Here is a 13,959-nt window from a genome sequence, read left to right as displayed (position 1 = left end):
ATCTCCATGGCGCGAGAAAGCGCACGAAAGCGCGAGGGATTGTGGAGAAGACACTCCCACGGACCGCCGACATCCGTCAGGCCGGTTCGCGGAGGGCGAAAGGCGGCCATCGGACCCGGACCCGGCGACCGCTCAGCACTCTAACACGATATATCGCGTATTGGGAAGCCACGGATGCCGCGGCTCGAGGCATCCGTCGCCGTCAGGCCTCGAGCGGGGTGACGGCGGCGACCGCCTGGTCGTCCTCGGTCGCGACGAGCTGACCGCACGCGCCGTCGATCTCTTTGCCGCGCGTGTCGCGCAGGGTCGTCGGGATGCCGGCCTCGTTGAGACGGCGGACGAACTCGTTCTGCACCGGCACGTCGGACGCCGTCCAGATCGAGCCCGGCGTCGGGTTGAGCGGGATCGGATTGACGTGCACCCAGCCGCGCCCGCGCGCATTGAGCTTCTCGGCGAGGAGGTCGGCGCGCCACGCGTGGTCGTTCATGTCCTTGATGAGCGCGTACTCGATCGAGACGCGGCGGCCCGTCCTGTCGAAGTAGGCGCGCGCGGCGTCGAGGGCCTCGTCGACCTTCCAGCGCGAATTCACCGGGATGAGCTCGTCGCGCAGCTTGTCGTCGGGCGCGTGCAGCGAGAGGGCGAAGGTGACCGGGATGTCCTCGTTCGCGAGCTTTGTGATCGCGGGCACCAGACCGACGGTCGAGACGGTGATGCCGCGGGCGCTCATGCCGAGACCGTGGTCCTTGTCGGTCATGACGCGGACGGCCTGCATCACTCGGGAGTAGTTGGCCAGCGGCTCGCCCATGCCCATGAACACGATGTTCGAGACCCGCTCGGGCCTCTGGCCCGGTCCCTGAGCCCGTCGAAGGGTCTTGCCGCCGAGGCCGCCGTCGGCGATGAGGCGGTTCGCGCGGACGATCTGCTCGATGATCTCGGCCGCCGACATGTTCCGTGTGAGCCCCGCCTGACCCGTCGCGCAGAACGGGCAGTTCATGCCGCAGCCGGCCTGGGACGACACGCACAGCGTGATGCGGCCCGGGTAGCGCATCAGCACCGACTCGACGAGAGCGCCGTCGTGCAGCTTCCACAGGAACTTGATCGTGTCGCCGCGGTCGGTCTCGAGGCGGCGCACCTCGGTCAGCAACGGCGGCAGCATGCCGTGCACGAACTCCTCACGACCGGCAGCCGGGAGGTCGGTCATGTCGGCGGGGTCGTGCGTCCAGTGCTGGAAGTAGTGCTTCTCGAGCTGCTTGGCGCGGAACCCCGGCAGGCCGAGCTCCTTGACCTTCTCGACGCGCTGCTCGGGAGTGAGGTCGGCGAGGTGCACCGGCGGCTTGCCGCGCTTGGGGCTGGCGAACTGGAGGAGCGGCCGGCCCTCGGCATCCTTCTTCTGCGTCCACCCCTCGGTCGCCGGCCGCACCTGCTTGGGCTTGGTCGCACGCACGGGAGAAGAGGACTCGGTCATGCGATCCAGGGTAGGCGACGCGCCTGGACGGATGCCGATGCCGGGCCGCCCGTCAAGCCCGGGCGCGCGATCGGGACGGCCACTAGCGTGGCGGCGTGGAAGAGCTGACCGTACGACCCATCCGCTCCGAGGACGCCGGCGAGGTGCTCACGCTGCAGCGTGCCGCGTTCGTGCAGGAGGCCCTCATCTACGGCACGCCCGAGATGCCGCCGCTGACGCAGACGCTCGACGAGCTCGAGGCGGAACTGCACGAGAACCTCGGCTGCGTCGCGCTGACAGGAGCACGGATCGTGGGCGCGGTCCGCGCCCGCCGCGACGGCGATCTGCTGCTGGTCGGGCGCCTCGCGATCGCCCCCGACCAGCAGGGCCGCGGCATCGGCACGACGCTGCTGGCGGCCGTCGAGGAGCGCGGCCGAGCCGCGGGGGCCACCGAGGCGGAACTGTTCACGGGCTCGCTCAGCGAGGCGAACCTGCGCCTGTACGAGCGCGAGGGCTATGCCGAGACGCAGCGGGTGCCCGGCGACGACGGCATCGAGCAGGTCTTCCTGCGCAAGCGGCTGGACGCGTGACCCCGGCTATCGTGGCGTTCGTGGTCCCTCCTGAGAACCTGCTCGCCTTCACGCTCGCCGCGCTCGTGCTGATCGTGATCCCGGGCCCGAGCGTGCTGTTCACGATCGGGCGCGCCCTCGCACTCGGCCGCATGGGCGGACTGCTCAGCGTGCTCGGCAACGCGCTGGGCCTTCTGCCGGTGATCGCCCTCGTCGCCCTCGGCGTCGGCGGGATCGTCGCTCAGTCGGTCGTGCTGTTCACGATCCTCAAGATCGCCGGCGCGCTGTACCTCATGTACCTCGGCGTCCAGGCGATCCGGCATCGCGGCCGCGCCGCGGCGCAGGCGAACGGCGGCGCGCTGCCACGCTCCGCCTGGCGTCAGCTCGGCGAGGGGTTCGTCGTGGGCGTCACGAACCCCAAGACGATCGCGTTCTTCGTCGCGGTCCTGCCCCAGTTCGTCGACCTCTCGAACGGCTCGGTCCCGCTGCAGATGATCGAGCTCGGACTCGTGTTCTTCGTGATCGCGCTGATCTCGGACGGCATCTGGGCGCTGGTCGCGGCATCCGCCCGCACCTGGTTCGGCCGCTCTCCGAAACGGATCGCCACGCTCTCGGCCACCGGCGGCGGGCTGATGATCGGCCTCGGCGGGATCCTCCTGTTCACCGGGAACGAGCACTGATGACGACGGTCCCCACGCCCCCTCTCGGCGCCGCTGGCGCGTCGTCGGGAGCCTCCGGGCGCGTGGGCCCAGCCCCGGCCCGAGGCCGCGACGGTCGCCGCCGCATCGTCTTCCTCGACGTCGACGGCACGATCGTCGAGCACGGCTCCCGCGTCGCGCCGTCGACCGCGCCGGCGATCCGCGCGGCGCGCGCCGCGGGACACCTCGTGTACCTCAGCACCGGGCGCGCGGCGTCCGACATCCACCCGCGCGTGGCCGAGATCGGGTTCGACGGCGCCATCACGAACTCGGGTGCGCTGGTGACCTCGGGCGAGGACGTCGTGGTCGATCGGCCGCTCACCCCGGCCCAGACGGACCGCTTGCTGACCGTGCTGCGCGGGCGCGGCATCCGGTATTTCCTGCAGAGCCACGACGGGGTCTACGCCAGCGACGACATGGCCGAGCTCATGGCGTCGCACGCGCAGGCGCTGCGCGATCGCGCCGGCGGCGGCGTGCGGCCCGAGGACTCGATCGCGGGGCTCGCAGGACGCGAGTTCCCGCGCACCGACGAAGCCGACCTCTCGCGCATCGCGAAGGCCGTGTTCGTCAGCGATCGCGCCGACGGCCTCGACGTGCTGCGCGCCGACCTCGGCGACGAGTTCCTCGTGGTGCCGGGGAGCATCCCGCTGCCCGGCGGATCGAACGGCGAGATCAGCGAGCGCGACACCACGAAGGGCTCGGCCATCGAGCTGCTGCTCGCGCACCTCGGCCTCGACGCCGCCGACGCCGTCGCCGTGGGCGACAGCTGGAACGACGTCGAGATGTTCCAGGTGTGCGGGGTGTCGGTCGCGATGGGCAACGCCCACGCCGAGCTGAAGGAGCTCGCGGACCTCACCACGACGGACGTGCTCGACGACGGCGTCGCGAACGCCTTGCGGCGCCTCGGCCTGATCTGACGCAGCGCGGCGCTGCACCGTACTGCGCTGCGCTACAACGCGGCCGCCTCGGCGCCGAGGTTCACGAGGTTGCCGTCGGGGTCGCGCACCTGAGCGATGCGCTCCCCCCACGGCATGTCGGCCGGCGCCTGCTCGATGCGGCCTCCCGCCTCGGTCCACGCGGCGAACGCCTCGTCGACGTCGTCGACGTAGATCCACAGCGCGATGCGATCGCCCACCGACGGCGGCAGGGCGCCGGGATCACGGCCGATGCCGAGAGACACCTCGCCGATCTGCAGCGACACGTAGTCGTCGTCCTCGCCGTCGCCGAAGTGGTAGCCCACCTCCGCGCCGAGCGCGGCCCGGTAGAACCGCACGAGCCCCGGAAGGTCGCGCGAGAGCAGGATCGGGAACAGGCTCCGTACCGCCACGGGCCTCACCCTACGCCGATTCCATCCGGGTCTCGATACTCGCGTTCCCCGCTGCCCGACCTTGAGTCGAGCCGCGTCTCAACCCAAGAAGATGTCGGGGAACAGCGCCGAATCAGGGGTTCCCGGCACCGCGGCGTAGCCGGAGAAGTCGGTGATGCCGGCATCCGTCAGCACGTCCTCGACGATGAGCGTCTGCCCGGTGTGCTCGCGCGCGGGCTTGGTGACGATCTCGTACGCGGCGTCGGCGTAGATCTCGGGCGTACGGCTGACCTTCATCATGCGGTCGCCGCCGAGGGCGAACTGCACCGCGGCCGTCGCGATCGTCGTGCGCGGCCACAGCGTGTTGGCTGCGATGCCGTCCTGGGCGAACTCCGCGGCGAGGCCCAGCGTCGCCATCGTCATGCCGTACTTGGCCAGCGTGTACCCGGTGTGCGCGCCGAGCCACTTCGGCGACAGGTTGAGGGGCGGCGAGAGCGAGAGGATGTGCGGGTTCGCGGCATCCTTCAGGATCGGGACCGCCGCCCGCGACAGCATGAAGGTGCCGCGCACGTTGACGTCTTGCATGAGGTCGTACTTCTTCGCCTCGAGGTCGAGCGAACGCGACAGGTCGATGACCGAGGCGTTGTTGACGACGATGTCGATGCCGCCGAACTCGCCCTGGGTCTTGAGCACGGCCTCGGTCACGTCGTCGTCGTTGCGCACGTCGCCGACGATCGGCAGGGCCTGGCCGCCCGCCGCGCGGATCTGCTCTGCCGCGGAGTGCACCGTGCCCTCGAGCTTCGGGTGCGGGGTGTCGGTCTTGGCCAGCAGCGCGACGTTGGCGCCGTCGCGGGCCGCGCGCAGCGCGATCGCGAGGCCGATGCCGCGGCTGCCGCCCGACATCAGGATCGTCTTGCCGGCGAGGGACTTGTCGCTCATCTCGGGTCCTTTCGGTCGTCCGGCGTCAGGAGCGGGACGTGGCTGATGGTTTCGGTACGGCGCTGGCGCGCCTACTCGACCCGGCGGCGGCCCTGCGCGAACGCCGCGACGCGGGCGCGGGATTCCGCGGTCTCGAACCGGGCGCCGATCGAGGCGGCCTCGTCGTCGAGGTTCTCGGCGAACGACCGCCCGGCACCGGTGCGGACGAGGCGCTTGGCCTGTCCGAACGCGGCGGTGGCGTTGTCGAGCCAGAACCGGGCCACCTCGTCGGCACGCGACGCGACGACGGCGGCGGGCACCACCTCGGTCACCAGGCCCCAGTCGAGGGCGGTCGCGGCGTCGATCGTGAGATCCTGCAGCAGCAGCTGCAGCGCGCGGCGCTGCCCGATCGCCGCGGGCAGCAGCGTCGGGACGCCGAGGTCGGGGGTGAGGGCGATGTTCGCGTACTTGCTCACGAACTTCGCCTGCTCCGACGCGACGATGTAGTCGGCGGTGAGCATCAGGCCGAGCCCGCCGCCGGCGACCGCACCCTGCACCGCCGCGACGATGGGCTTGTCGGACTCGACGAACGTGCGGATGCCGTCGTGGATCGTCTGCGCCGCCGCGGTGACGTCGGCACCGGACGCGCCGGAGGCCGCCATCTCGACCACGTCGCCCCCGGCGCAGAACGCCGGGCCCGAGGCATCCAGGATCACGGCTCCGACGGAGTCGTCCGAGGTGACCTCGTGCGCGACGTCGCGCCAGCGCCGTCCCATCTCGAAGCCCATCGCGTTCAGCGACGCGGGACGGTTGAAGGTCACGCGCGCGAGTGCGCCGTCGCGGGTGACGAGGATCGAGTCGGTCATCGCTCTCCTTACTTCGGCGCCATGCGGATGGCGCCGTCCAGGCGGATGGTCTCGCCGTTGAGATAGCCGTTGTCGACGATCGACATGACGAGGGCGGCGTACTCGTCGGGCCGGCCGAGGCGCTGCGGGTGCGGCACCTGCTGCCCGAGCGAGTCTTGCGCGGCCTGCGGCAGCCCCTTGAGCATGGGGGTCTCCATGATGCCCGGGGCGATCGTGCACACGCGGATGCCGTAGCGCGCCAGCTCCCGCGCGATCGGCAGCGTCATGGCGTGCACGCCGCCCTTCGACGCCGAGTACGCGGGCTGGCCGATCTGCCCGTCGAACGCCGCGACGCTCGCCGTGCTGACGATGACACCGCGGTCGCCCTCGGAGTCGGCGTCGGTGCGCGCCATGACCGCGGATGCCTGCGCGATGACGTTGTAGGTGCCGACGAGGTTGATGCGGATGATCCGCTCGAAGTCGGCGAGCGGCGTCGGCACGCCCTCGCGATCGAGCACCTTGGCCGGCGGCGCGATGCCCGCGCAGTTCACCACGACACGAAGAGGACCGGATGCCGCGGCCGCCGCGACGGCGTCGGCCACCTGCTCGGCCGACGTGACGTCGGCCGCGGCGAACGTGCCGCCGAGCTCGGCGGCGACCTCCGCGCCTGCCGAGCCGGGCAGGTCGACGATCGTGACGGCGGCCCCCGCGGCGGCCAGGCGCCGGGCGGTGGCGAGGCCGAGTCCGCTCGCGCCGCCGGTGACGAGGGCGGCAGCTCCCGTGAGATCCATGTGTTCTCCTTCGAAGACCGGACGTCGGCGAAACTCCGTATCAGCATACGCGGGACCGAGTCCCACGCGCGCCGTACTTTCGATCACCAGGCTAGCCGCGCCGCAGGGCGAGGTCACTCCGCGATCCGTCGCCGGGTCCGGCGTTCGCACGCCGGATGGCGGCACGTGGGCTCGGAAAGGGGTTGGATGAGGCCATGGAGCTGCGATTGAAGCGCGTGTACGACGACCCCGACCCCGGCGACGGGGTCCGGGTGCTCGTGGATCGGCTGTGGCCGCGCGGGCTCACGAAGGAGCGTGCGGCGCTCGACCTGTGGGCGAAAGAGGTCGCACCCTCGACCGGCTTGCGCAAGGCCTTCCACCACGGCGACATGCCGTGGGACGAGTTCGCCGAGGCCTACCGCGCCGAGCTCGACGGCCCTGCCCACGCGGAGCTCGAGGCGCTGCGCGGTGAACTGGCGCGGCATCCGGTCGCCACGCTCCTGTACGGCGCGCACGACGGGCTTCAGAACCACGCGGTCGTGCTGCGCGACGCCCTCGGCGGCTGACCGGGTCAGTCCTCGGGGACCGAGATATCGATCTCGCCGCCCCACTCCAGGAACGTGTTGCTCGTGGTGACCGAGATGCCTGCCATGCTGCCCGTGCCGACGAAGTAGGCGCCGAGGTGATCAGGGCGCAGCCACAGCTGCACGTCGCTGAGCGAGACTCCGAGGACCGTCGTCGGGGTGTCGGGGGTCAGCAGCCACGCCGCGTTCGCCGCGGCGTCGTCGACCGGGAGCGGCTCCTCGCCGACCACGGTCCACGTCGGTGAGCTCGCGATGCCGGCGGAAAGCACGCGCGGGTCGGAGAAGACCCGGGTGAGCTCGACGATCCCCGTCGCCATCACGACTGCGGGATCGGTCGATGAGGCGTCCGCCTGGATCCACCCGGCATCCGGAAGCCGCACCCAGCCGGTGTCGCCTTTGATGACGACCTCCTGCTCGCCGTCGTCGACGCTCATCGCGAAGTCCGGAGTCCAGCTGAACTCGACGACCGACGAGGTGCCGTCGCTGGAATCGACGCGATGCCTGCCGGTCTGCGCCGCCACCATCGCGGCGGCCATGCAATCGCCGAGCGCGACGCCGTCGATCGACTCGCCCTGCTCCAGCGGCACCTCGTCGCAGGCGGCGATGTGCGGGAGCGAGAAGCCGTCGGCCGGCTCTTCCGCCGGGGCATCGGTGGCTGTCGGGGTGCTGACGGGTTCTTCGATGGAGTCCGCGGACGTGCACCCGACGAGGGCTCCGGCGGCGACGAGCAGGATGGCGGACGCGGCGATGACGTGACGAGGGGCCATGCCTCCACGCTATTCCAGGGTTCCTCGGGCGCCGGCCCGCCACCCGCACCCGTACCCGTACCCGCACCCGCACCCGCACCCGCACCCGGCAGGATGGGTCCGTGTCGATTCCCCTCGAAGCGGTCGAGATCCCCCGGCAGGTGGTGCAGCTCGCGGCGGGAGCGACGCTCGAGCCGGTGTGGCGCAACGACTACGGCGGCGTGACGTTCCGCACCGACGACGGCCGGTACATCAAGCACGGTCCGCACAACGCCGAGACGTCGTTCGAGGGCGAGGTGGCGCGGCTGGCCTGGGCCGCGCCGTATGCCCGGGTGCCGACGGTGATCGAGGTGGGCGGCGACGCGACGCACGAGTGGATCGTCACCGCCGCGCTCGCCGGGCGGTCGGCCGTCGACCCGCGCTGGATCGCCGAGCCCGCCACGGCCGTCCGTGCGGTCGGCGGGGGACTGCGAGCCCTGCACGACGCGCTGCCCGTCGCCGACTGCCCGTTCGAGTGGAGCGTGCCCTCGCGCCTGGCGAATGCGTCGGCCCGCGGCATCCTGGTTCCCGACGCGCTGCGCGAGCCGCCGCCCATCGACCGGCTCGTCGTGTGCCACGCCGACGCGTGCTGTCCCAACACCCTGATCGGCGAGGACGGCCACTGGAGCGGCCACGTCGACCTCGGCGGGCTCGGCACCGGCGATCGCTGGGCCGACATCGCCGTGGCGTCGATGTCGACGACGTGGAACTATGGCGAGGGATGGGAGGACGCCCTCATCGAGGCGTACGGGGTCGATCCCGATCGCGAGCGCCTGTCGTACTACCGAGACCTCTGGAACGCGACATGACCACCATCACCGGCACCGTCACGAAGATCGACGGTCACCCGAACCTCGTGATCCTGCGGCGATTCCGCGCCTCCGCCGACGAGGTGTGGCGCGAGCTGACCGAGTCCGACCGCCTCGTCCGGTGGATCGGCCGCTGGGAGGGCGACCCGAAGACCGGGCGCGTCACGTTCTACATGACGGCGGAGGGGCAGGATGCCGAGCCCGAGGAGTACACGATCCTCGAGTGCGACCGCCCCCGCAGGTTCGCGGGCGACACGTCGCAGGGCGCGGGCTCGTGGCACCTGTGGTTCGAGCTGGCCGAGGACTCTCCGGGCGACACCGTCCTCACCTTCGGGCAGCGGCTGAACCCGGGCGAGGACGTCGGCTCGATCGGCCCCGGCTGGGAGTACTACCTCGACCGCCTCGTCGCGGCGCAGGCCGGCCTCGACGCCGACGACGTGCAGTGGGACGACTACTTCCCCGCGCTGCAGGCACCGTACGAGCAGCTGGTGGCGGCCGACTGAGCCCGACCGCGCCGCGTCACGAGCTCGGCCCGAGGATGAAGTTCCACGTGCCGAAGACGACGGATGCCGCGACCGCCGTGAGTGCGATCGCGAGTCCGATCGCCATAAGGGTCCACTCGCGCCCGCCGAACCGCGATTCGCGCGCCCACGTGCGGCGCACCGGCGCGCCGAAGCCGCGCGCCTCCATCGCCGTCGCGAGCTTCGCGCCGCGGCGGATCGAGAGCACCAGCAGCGCGAACGCCATCCCGAGGAACCGACGCAGACGGCCCCGGTCGGCGACGCCGCGCGCACGGCGTGCGAGCTCGAGCGCACGCCAGTCGTCGAGGAAGAGCCCCACCATCCGCAGTCCCGCGAGCGCGCCGAGCACGAACCGCGCGGGCAGGTGCACGACCTGCGCGAGCCCGTCGGCGAGGTCGGTGGGGTCGACCGTGACGAAGAGCACGACCGACGGCAGGGCGATCGCGAGCACGCGGAGCATCGTGGCCAGGGCGAGCTGCAGCGAGCCGTCACTGACGTGCACGACGAACCAGTCGACGTAGACGGTCCCGGATGCCTCGCCGTACAGCGCGATCGTGAGCCCGGTGAGGGGCGCCGCCAGCCACACCGGCCACGTGCGCACCCAGAACTCGCGCCAGCCGAGCCCGGCGAAGGGGATGAGCACGAGCTCGAGGGCGAGCGCGACCGCCGCCGAGAGCCAGTCCAGCGTCAGCACGAGCGGGATCGCGATGAGCGCGCTCGCGCCGAGCTTCGCGACGGGGTTGATGCGGGCGACCGCGCCGGTGCGCGCTCGCGCGTCGAGCAGGGTCATGCCGGCGGCGCCCCCTCCAGCTCGAACCGCTGCGCGTGCAGCGCGGTCACGACGTCGAGGTCGTGGGTGATGGCGACGATCGCCGACCCGTCGTCCCTGCCGATGTCGCCGTCGCGCAGCCGCGCCAGCAGCGCGACGAGCTCGGCCCAGGTGCGGGCGTCCTGCCCGAACGTGGGCTCGTCGAGCACCAGCACGCGCGGCGCGGTGGCGAGGGCGGCGGCGACCGTGAGGCGCCGCTTCTCGCCGCCCGACAGCGTGTAGGGGTTGGCGGCGGCGAGCCGGTCGAGCCGCAGCCGCTCGAGCAGCTCGTCCACCCTTCTCGTGATGTCGGGCTCGGCCAGCCCGAGCGCACGCGGGCCGACCTCGAGCTCTTCGCGGACCGTCCGCGCGAGGAGCTGATGCTCGGGGTCCTGGAAGACCGTGCCGATGCGGGTGAGCAGCTGCCGCGACGACCAGCGGATCGGCGTCGCTCCTGCGCCCGATGCGAGGGCGACGGATGCCTCGACCCGTCCCGCGGCGGGAGCCAGCAGGCCCGCGAGGGTCAGGCCGAGGGTCGACTTGCCGGCGCCGTTCGGTCCGGTGATCGCGAGCGCCGTGCCGGCACGCACATCGACCTCGATGCCCCGCGCGACGGGATGCCCCTTCACGCGCTCCACCGCGAGGTCGCGCGCGCTCAGCAGCGGGTCGCCGCCGCTGGAACGCGGCGGCGCCGGATGCTGTGGCGGGATGCCGGGCACCCACACGCCCGCCGCCGCGAGCTCGGCACCCCGATCGCGGAGCACCGCGTCGGGGGAGCCGTCGGCGATCACGCCGTCGTCGCCGAGCACGATGACCCGCGACACCAGCGGCAGCCACACGTCGACGCGGTGCTCGACCACCACGAGGGTCGCCCCCGTCGCGGCCAGCATGGCGGCGACCGCGTCCCGCACCTCGGCGACGCCGCGCGGATCGAGGTTCGCCGTCGGCTCGTCGAGGAGGAGCAGCCCCGGCCGCATCGCGTGGGCGCCCGCGAGCGCGAGTCGCTGCTTCTGGCCGCCCGACAGCGCCTTGGTGGGGCGGTCGAGCGGCACGTCGAGGCCGACGGCGTCGAGCGCCTCGCCGACCCGCGGCCAGATCTCTTCGCGCGGGACGCCGAGGTTCTCGCACCCGAACGCGACGTCGTCGCCGACGCGCGCGAGGATGACCTGCGAGTCCGGGTCCTGCAGCACGAGCGCCGCCCGGCCGCGTACCTGCGCCGCGGGCACCCCGTCGAGGAGGAGGACTCCCTCGGACTCCCCTTCTTCGTCGCCGCCGAGCACCCCCGCCAGCCCGTGCAGCAGTGTCGACTTGCCCGAGCCGGAGGCGCCGAGCAGCAGCACGCGCTCGCCCGGATCGATGCGGAACGAGGCATCCGTCACCGCCCACGCGTGGCGGGACGCGTGCCGCCATCCCCACCCGCGCGCCTCGACGGCTGCGGGCGGGGACTCGTGCGGTGTCACGGACTAGACGCGGGCTCGGGCCTCGCGGCCCGACGCGAAGCGGTCGAGCGCACCGGTCGCGGCGAGGCCGCGCGCGAGGAGCCACGACCCCGCGCCGGCGATGACCGCCCCCGAGAGCACGGTGCTGATCAGGTACACCGTCGTGAACAGCGCGTCGGCGCCGGCGAACCACAGGATCAGGTTGTTGATGCCGCCCGCCAGCGCCGCCCCGGCACCGGCGAGGATCGCGACCGGCAGGCTCCAGCGGCGGTAGAAGAACAGCAGGAAGATCAGCTCGGCGCCGAGGCCCTGCACCAGGCCGGCCTCGATCGTCAGGAACCCGCCCCACGTGTTGCCGACGAGCGCCGACACGACGGCGGCGAGGGTCTCGGTGTAGAGGGCGGCACCCGGCTTGCGGATGATCAGCGCCCCGAGCACTCCGGCGAACAGCCACGGCCCGTCGAGGAGGCCCTGCAGGCCCGGTGTGAGCGGCTCGAGGAGCGTCTTCGGCCCGAGGTAGCCGATGTTCCACAGCAGGAAGATGAGACCCGACGCCACACCGACGACACTGGCGACGACGATGTCGACGACGCGCCAGCGGAGGCTGCGCCGAGGACGCTGCTCCCCGGACTTCTGCGACGTGGCTGCGGACGTGGACGCGTGCATGTGAACTCCTCCCTGCGCCGGCATGATCCGGATCAGGTTCGACGGTCGAAGCGTGGGTCGCTTCCTCTCAGCCCGGCTCACCGGACTCCCGTGGTTGTGGCGATCAGTATAACGCCGTCCACCGAGGTATCGTGGCCGAGTGCCCCAGGACGATGCCCCCGCGCCGACGCGCCGTCAGCGTCGCGTGCAGTCGGGCGCGGTTCCGGTGCAGCACGACGACGCGTCCGAGAGCGGCATCCTCACCCTCGACGGCGGGGCGGGGGATGCCGGGCGCGCGAGCGCGACCACCGGCCCGGGTGACGTCGTCTCGGCGCCGCCGACCGTCGCCGCGGCCCCACTTGCCCTCACGGCGACCCCCGCGGCGCCGGCCATCGGCGCGGCGAACCCCGGCGCAACGACCACCGGCGCAGTGACCACCGGCGCAGTGACCACCGGCACGCCGAGCCCGGCCGCACCCGCGCCCGCCGCGCTGGCGTGGGTGGACGAGCGCGCGATCGGGCGTACCGCGGCACCGGGCGACCTCAACGCCGCGGCATCGTCGTACGTCACAGTCGACGTCGACCTGCTCGCCGATGCCCCGCGCCGCTCGCCGCTGCGGGCGGGCGTCGTCGTGCCCACGCTCGTGATCGCCGGCCTCGTCGCCGCCTACTCGGGCACGACCCTGCTGTGGCCGCTGCACGCGGTGGCCCCCACCGTGACGGCGATCGAAGTGCAGCCGGCCGCGGCCTCGGCCGCCGCACCCGTGTGGCCCGCCCAGGGCAGCGCGGCGGTGGGCGTCCGGGGCATGGGCGCGGCGCTGGCGTCCTCGCCCGATCCGAGTGAGATCGCCAGCATCACGAAGGTCGTGACCGCCCTCGTCGTGCTCGACGAGATGCCGCTCGCAGTCGGTGAGCAGGGGCCGGAGTACCACTTCACATCGGGCGACAGCTGGCGGTACTGGCAATATCGCCGCAACGGCGAGTCGGCGCTGGACGTGCCGGCCGGCGGATCGCTCACGCAGTACCAGATGCTCGAGGGCATGCTCATCGGATCGGCGAACAACTACGCCGACCGGCTGGCGCAGACGCTGTGGCCGTCCGATGCCGTGTTCGCGTCCGCCGCGGGCGACTGGCTCGCCTCGCGCGGGGTGGAGGGCGTGACGATCGTCGAGCCCACCGGGATGGACTCCGACAACGCGGCAACGCCCGCCGGGCTCATCACCCTCGCGCAGAAGGCGCTCGAGAACCCGGTGATCGCCGAGATCGTGGCCAAGCCCGCCGTCGACCTCCCCGGCGCCGGTCATGTCGAGAACACCAACGGCCTGCTCGCCGACGCCGGCGTCGTCGGCATCAAGACCGGCACGCTCGACTCGTGGAACCTGCTCTCGGCCAAGGACGTCGTGATCGGCGACACCACGGTGCGCCTGTACGCGTCCGTGCTCGGTCAGCCCGACGACGCCGCGCGCCTCGAGGCGTCCCGCGCCCTCTACGCGGGGCTCGAGCAGGAGCTGCAGCTGAAGCCCTCGGTGGCGGCGGGCACGGTCACGGGCCGGGTGGACACGCTGTGGGGCGACCCGGTCGACATCGTCACGTCGGGTGACGCATCGGTGGTGCTCTGGAACGGCGGGGCCGGCACCGTGCAGACCTCGCACGCGCTCGGCGACGGCCGTGAGGCCGGAGACCGCGTGGGCACGCTCGCGGTCACGGGCCCGCTGAACTCGACGACGGTCGAGCTGGAGCTCGCGGGAGACATCGAAGAGCCGTCGCCGTGGTGGCGCCTGACCCACCCCCTCGACCTCTTCGGCCTGAACGGCTGACC

General features: G+C 72.3%; 16 protein-coding genes and 1 riboswitch. Of the genes, 7 read left to right on the top strand and 9 right to left on the bottom strand.

Features of this window, described 5'->3' with window-relative positions; translation table 11 throughout:
* Nucleotides 1-202 precede the first annotated feature (202 nt).
* The gene (rlmN, locus tag IM778_RS01245) at nucleotides 203-1,465 is read right to left on the bottom strand and encodes a dual-specificity RNA methyltransferase RlmN (RefSeq protein ID WP_194410295.1); all 1,263 of its coding nucleotides are present in this window, start codon (nucleotides 1,463-1,465) and stop codon (nucleotides 203-205) included.
* A 95-nt stretch (nucleotides 1,466-1,560) separates the two neighbouring features.
* Between rlmN and IM778_RS01240 the strand changes: the two genes are divergently transcribed.
* The 3 genes from IM778_RS01240 to IM778_RS01230 are packed head-to-tail and all read left to right on the top strand — an operon-like array spanning nucleotide 1,561 to nucleotide 3,628.
* Nucleotides 1,561-2,034: a GNAT family N-acetyltransferase gene (locus IM778_RS01240; RefSeq protein ID WP_194410294.1), complete on the top strand. Its 474-nt coding sequence runs from the start codon at nucleotides 1,561-1,563 to the stop codon at nucleotides 2,032-2,034.
* Between the two features lie 20 nt (nucleotides 2,035-2,054).
* Nucleotides 2,055-2,693, top strand: coding sequence for a LysE family translocator (locus IM778_RS01235; RefSeq protein WP_194410293.1), 639 nt, complete (start codon nucleotides 2,055-2,057; stop codon nucleotides 2,691-2,693).
* Complete coding sequence (locus IM778_RS01230) at nucleotides 2,693-3,628, top strand: Cof-type HAD-IIB family hydrolase (protein ID WP_194410292.1); 936 nt, start codon at nucleotides 2,693-2,695, stop codon at nucleotides 3,626-3,628. Before IM778_RS01235 ends, IM778_RS01230 begins: the two co-directional genes overlap by 1 nt.
* A gap of 32 nt (nucleotides 3,629-3,660) precedes the next feature.
* Here the strand turns inward: IM778_RS01230 and IM778_RS01225 are convergent, their stop codons facing one another.
* The 4 genes from IM778_RS01225 to IM778_RS01210 form a co-directional block, all read right to left on the bottom strand.
* Nucleotides 3,661-4,038, bottom strand: coding sequence for a VOC family protein (locus tag IM778_RS01225; RefSeq protein ID WP_194410291.1), 378 nt, complete (start codon nucleotides 4,036-4,038; stop codon nucleotides 3,661-3,663).
* A gap of 78 nt (nucleotides 4,039-4,116) precedes the next feature.
* Nucleotides 4,117-4,956 (bottom strand): SDR family oxidoreductase, encoded by an 840-nt coding sequence (locus IM778_RS01220; protein ID WP_194410290.1) that lies wholly within the window; start codon nucleotides 4,954-4,956, stop codon nucleotides 4,117-4,119.
* Between the two features lie 71 nt (nucleotides 4,957-5,027).
* On the bottom strand, nucleotides 5,028-5,801 hold the full coding sequence (locus tag IM778_RS01215; RefSeq protein ID WP_194410289.1) for an enoyl-CoA hydratase/isomerase family protein: 774 nt from the start codon (nucleotides 5,799-5,801) through the stop codon (nucleotides 5,028-5,030).
* A gap of 8 nt (nucleotides 5,802-5,809) precedes the next feature.
* The gene (locus IM778_RS01210) at nucleotides 5,810-6,571 is read right to left on the bottom strand and encodes an SDR family NAD(P)-dependent oxidoreductase (RefSeq protein WP_194410288.1); all 762 of its coding nucleotides are present in this window, start codon (nucleotides 6,569-6,571) and stop codon (nucleotides 5,810-5,812) included.
* A gap of 194 nt (nucleotides 6,572-6,765) precedes the next feature.
* Here IM778_RS01210 and IM778_RS01205 point away from each other — a divergent pair, with 194 nt between their 5' ends.
* Entirely contained in the window at nucleotides 6,766-7,116 is a 351-nt protein-coding gene (locus IM778_RS01205; RefSeq protein ID WP_194410287.1) for a DUF488 domain-containing protein, read from the top strand.
* A 5-nt stretch (nucleotides 7,117-7,121) separates the two neighbouring features.
* Here the strand turns inward: IM778_RS01205 and IM778_RS01200 are convergent, their stop codons facing one another.
* Nucleotides 7,122-7,901 carry a hypothetical protein gene (locus IM778_RS01200; protein WP_194410286.1) on the bottom strand — a complete coding sequence of 260 codons (780 nt, stop codon included), beginning with the start codon at nucleotides 7,899-7,901 and terminating at the stop codon, nucleotides 7,122-7,124.
* A 101-nt stretch (nucleotides 7,902-8,002) separates the two neighbouring features.
* Between IM778_RS01200 and IM778_RS01195 the strand changes: the two genes are divergently transcribed.
* Nucleotides 8,003-8,728, top strand: a complete 726-nt coding sequence (locus IM778_RS01195) for an aminoglycoside 3'-phosphotransferase (RefSeq protein ID WP_194410285.1) — start codon at nucleotides 8,003-8,005, stop codon at nucleotides 8,726-8,728.
* Nucleotides 8,725-9,231, top strand: coding sequence for an SRPBCC family protein (locus IM778_RS01190; protein WP_194410284.1), 507 nt, complete (start codon nucleotides 8,725-8,727; stop codon nucleotides 9,229-9,231). Before IM778_RS01195 ends, IM778_RS01190 begins: the two co-directional genes overlap by 4 nt.
* Nucleotides 9,232-9,247: 16 nt before the next feature.
* Here IM778_RS01190 and IM778_RS01185 read toward each other — a convergent pair whose 3' ends face one another.
* The 3 genes from IM778_RS01185 to IM778_RS01175 all read right to left on the bottom strand — a co-directional run bounded on the left by IM778_RS01185 (nucleotide 9,248) and on the right by IM778_RS01175 (nucleotide 12,162).
* Nucleotides 9,248-10,039 (bottom strand): energy-coupling factor transporter transmembrane component T family protein, encoded by a 792-nt coding sequence (locus IM778_RS01185; protein ID WP_194410283.1) that lies wholly within the window; start codon nucleotides 10,037-10,039, stop codon nucleotides 9,248-9,250.
* Entirely contained in the window at nucleotides 10,036-11,436 is a 1,401-nt protein-coding gene (locus IM778_RS01180) for an ABC transporter ATP-binding protein (protein WP_420488854.1), read from the bottom strand. The genes IM778_RS01185 and IM778_RS01180 overlap by 4 nt, the downstream gene beginning before the upstream one ends.
* 84 nt (nucleotides 11,437-11,520) lie before the next feature.
* The gene (locus tag IM778_RS01175; protein WP_194410281.1) at nucleotides 11,521-12,162 is read right to left on the bottom strand and encodes an ECF transporter S component; all 642 of its coding nucleotides are present in this window, start codon (nucleotides 12,160-12,162) and stop codon (nucleotides 11,521-11,523) included.
* Nucleotides 12,153-12,264: riboswitch (TPP riboswitch) on the bottom strand. (Overlaps the previous gene by 10 nt.)
* A 37-nt stretch (nucleotides 12,265-12,301) precedes the next feature.
* Between IM778_RS01175 and IM778_RS01170 the strand changes: the two genes are divergently transcribed.
* The gene (locus IM778_RS01170; protein ID WP_194410280.1) at nucleotides 12,302-13,957 is read left to right on the top strand and encodes a D-alanyl-D-alanine carboxypeptidase family protein; all 1,656 of its coding nucleotides are present in this window, start codon (nucleotides 12,302-12,304) and stop codon (nucleotides 13,955-13,957) included.
* The last annotated feature ends 2 nt before the right edge of the window (nucleotides 13,958-13,959 follow it).

Source organism: Microbacterium cremeum, assembly GCF_015277855.1.
Classification (GTDB): Bacteria; Actinomycetota; Actinomycetes; order Actinomycetales; family Microbacteriaceae; genus Microbacterium; species Microbacterium cremeum.
The sequence above is the reverse complement of the archived record's forward strand: the minus strand, read 5'-3'. Positions and strand labels throughout refer to the sequence as shown.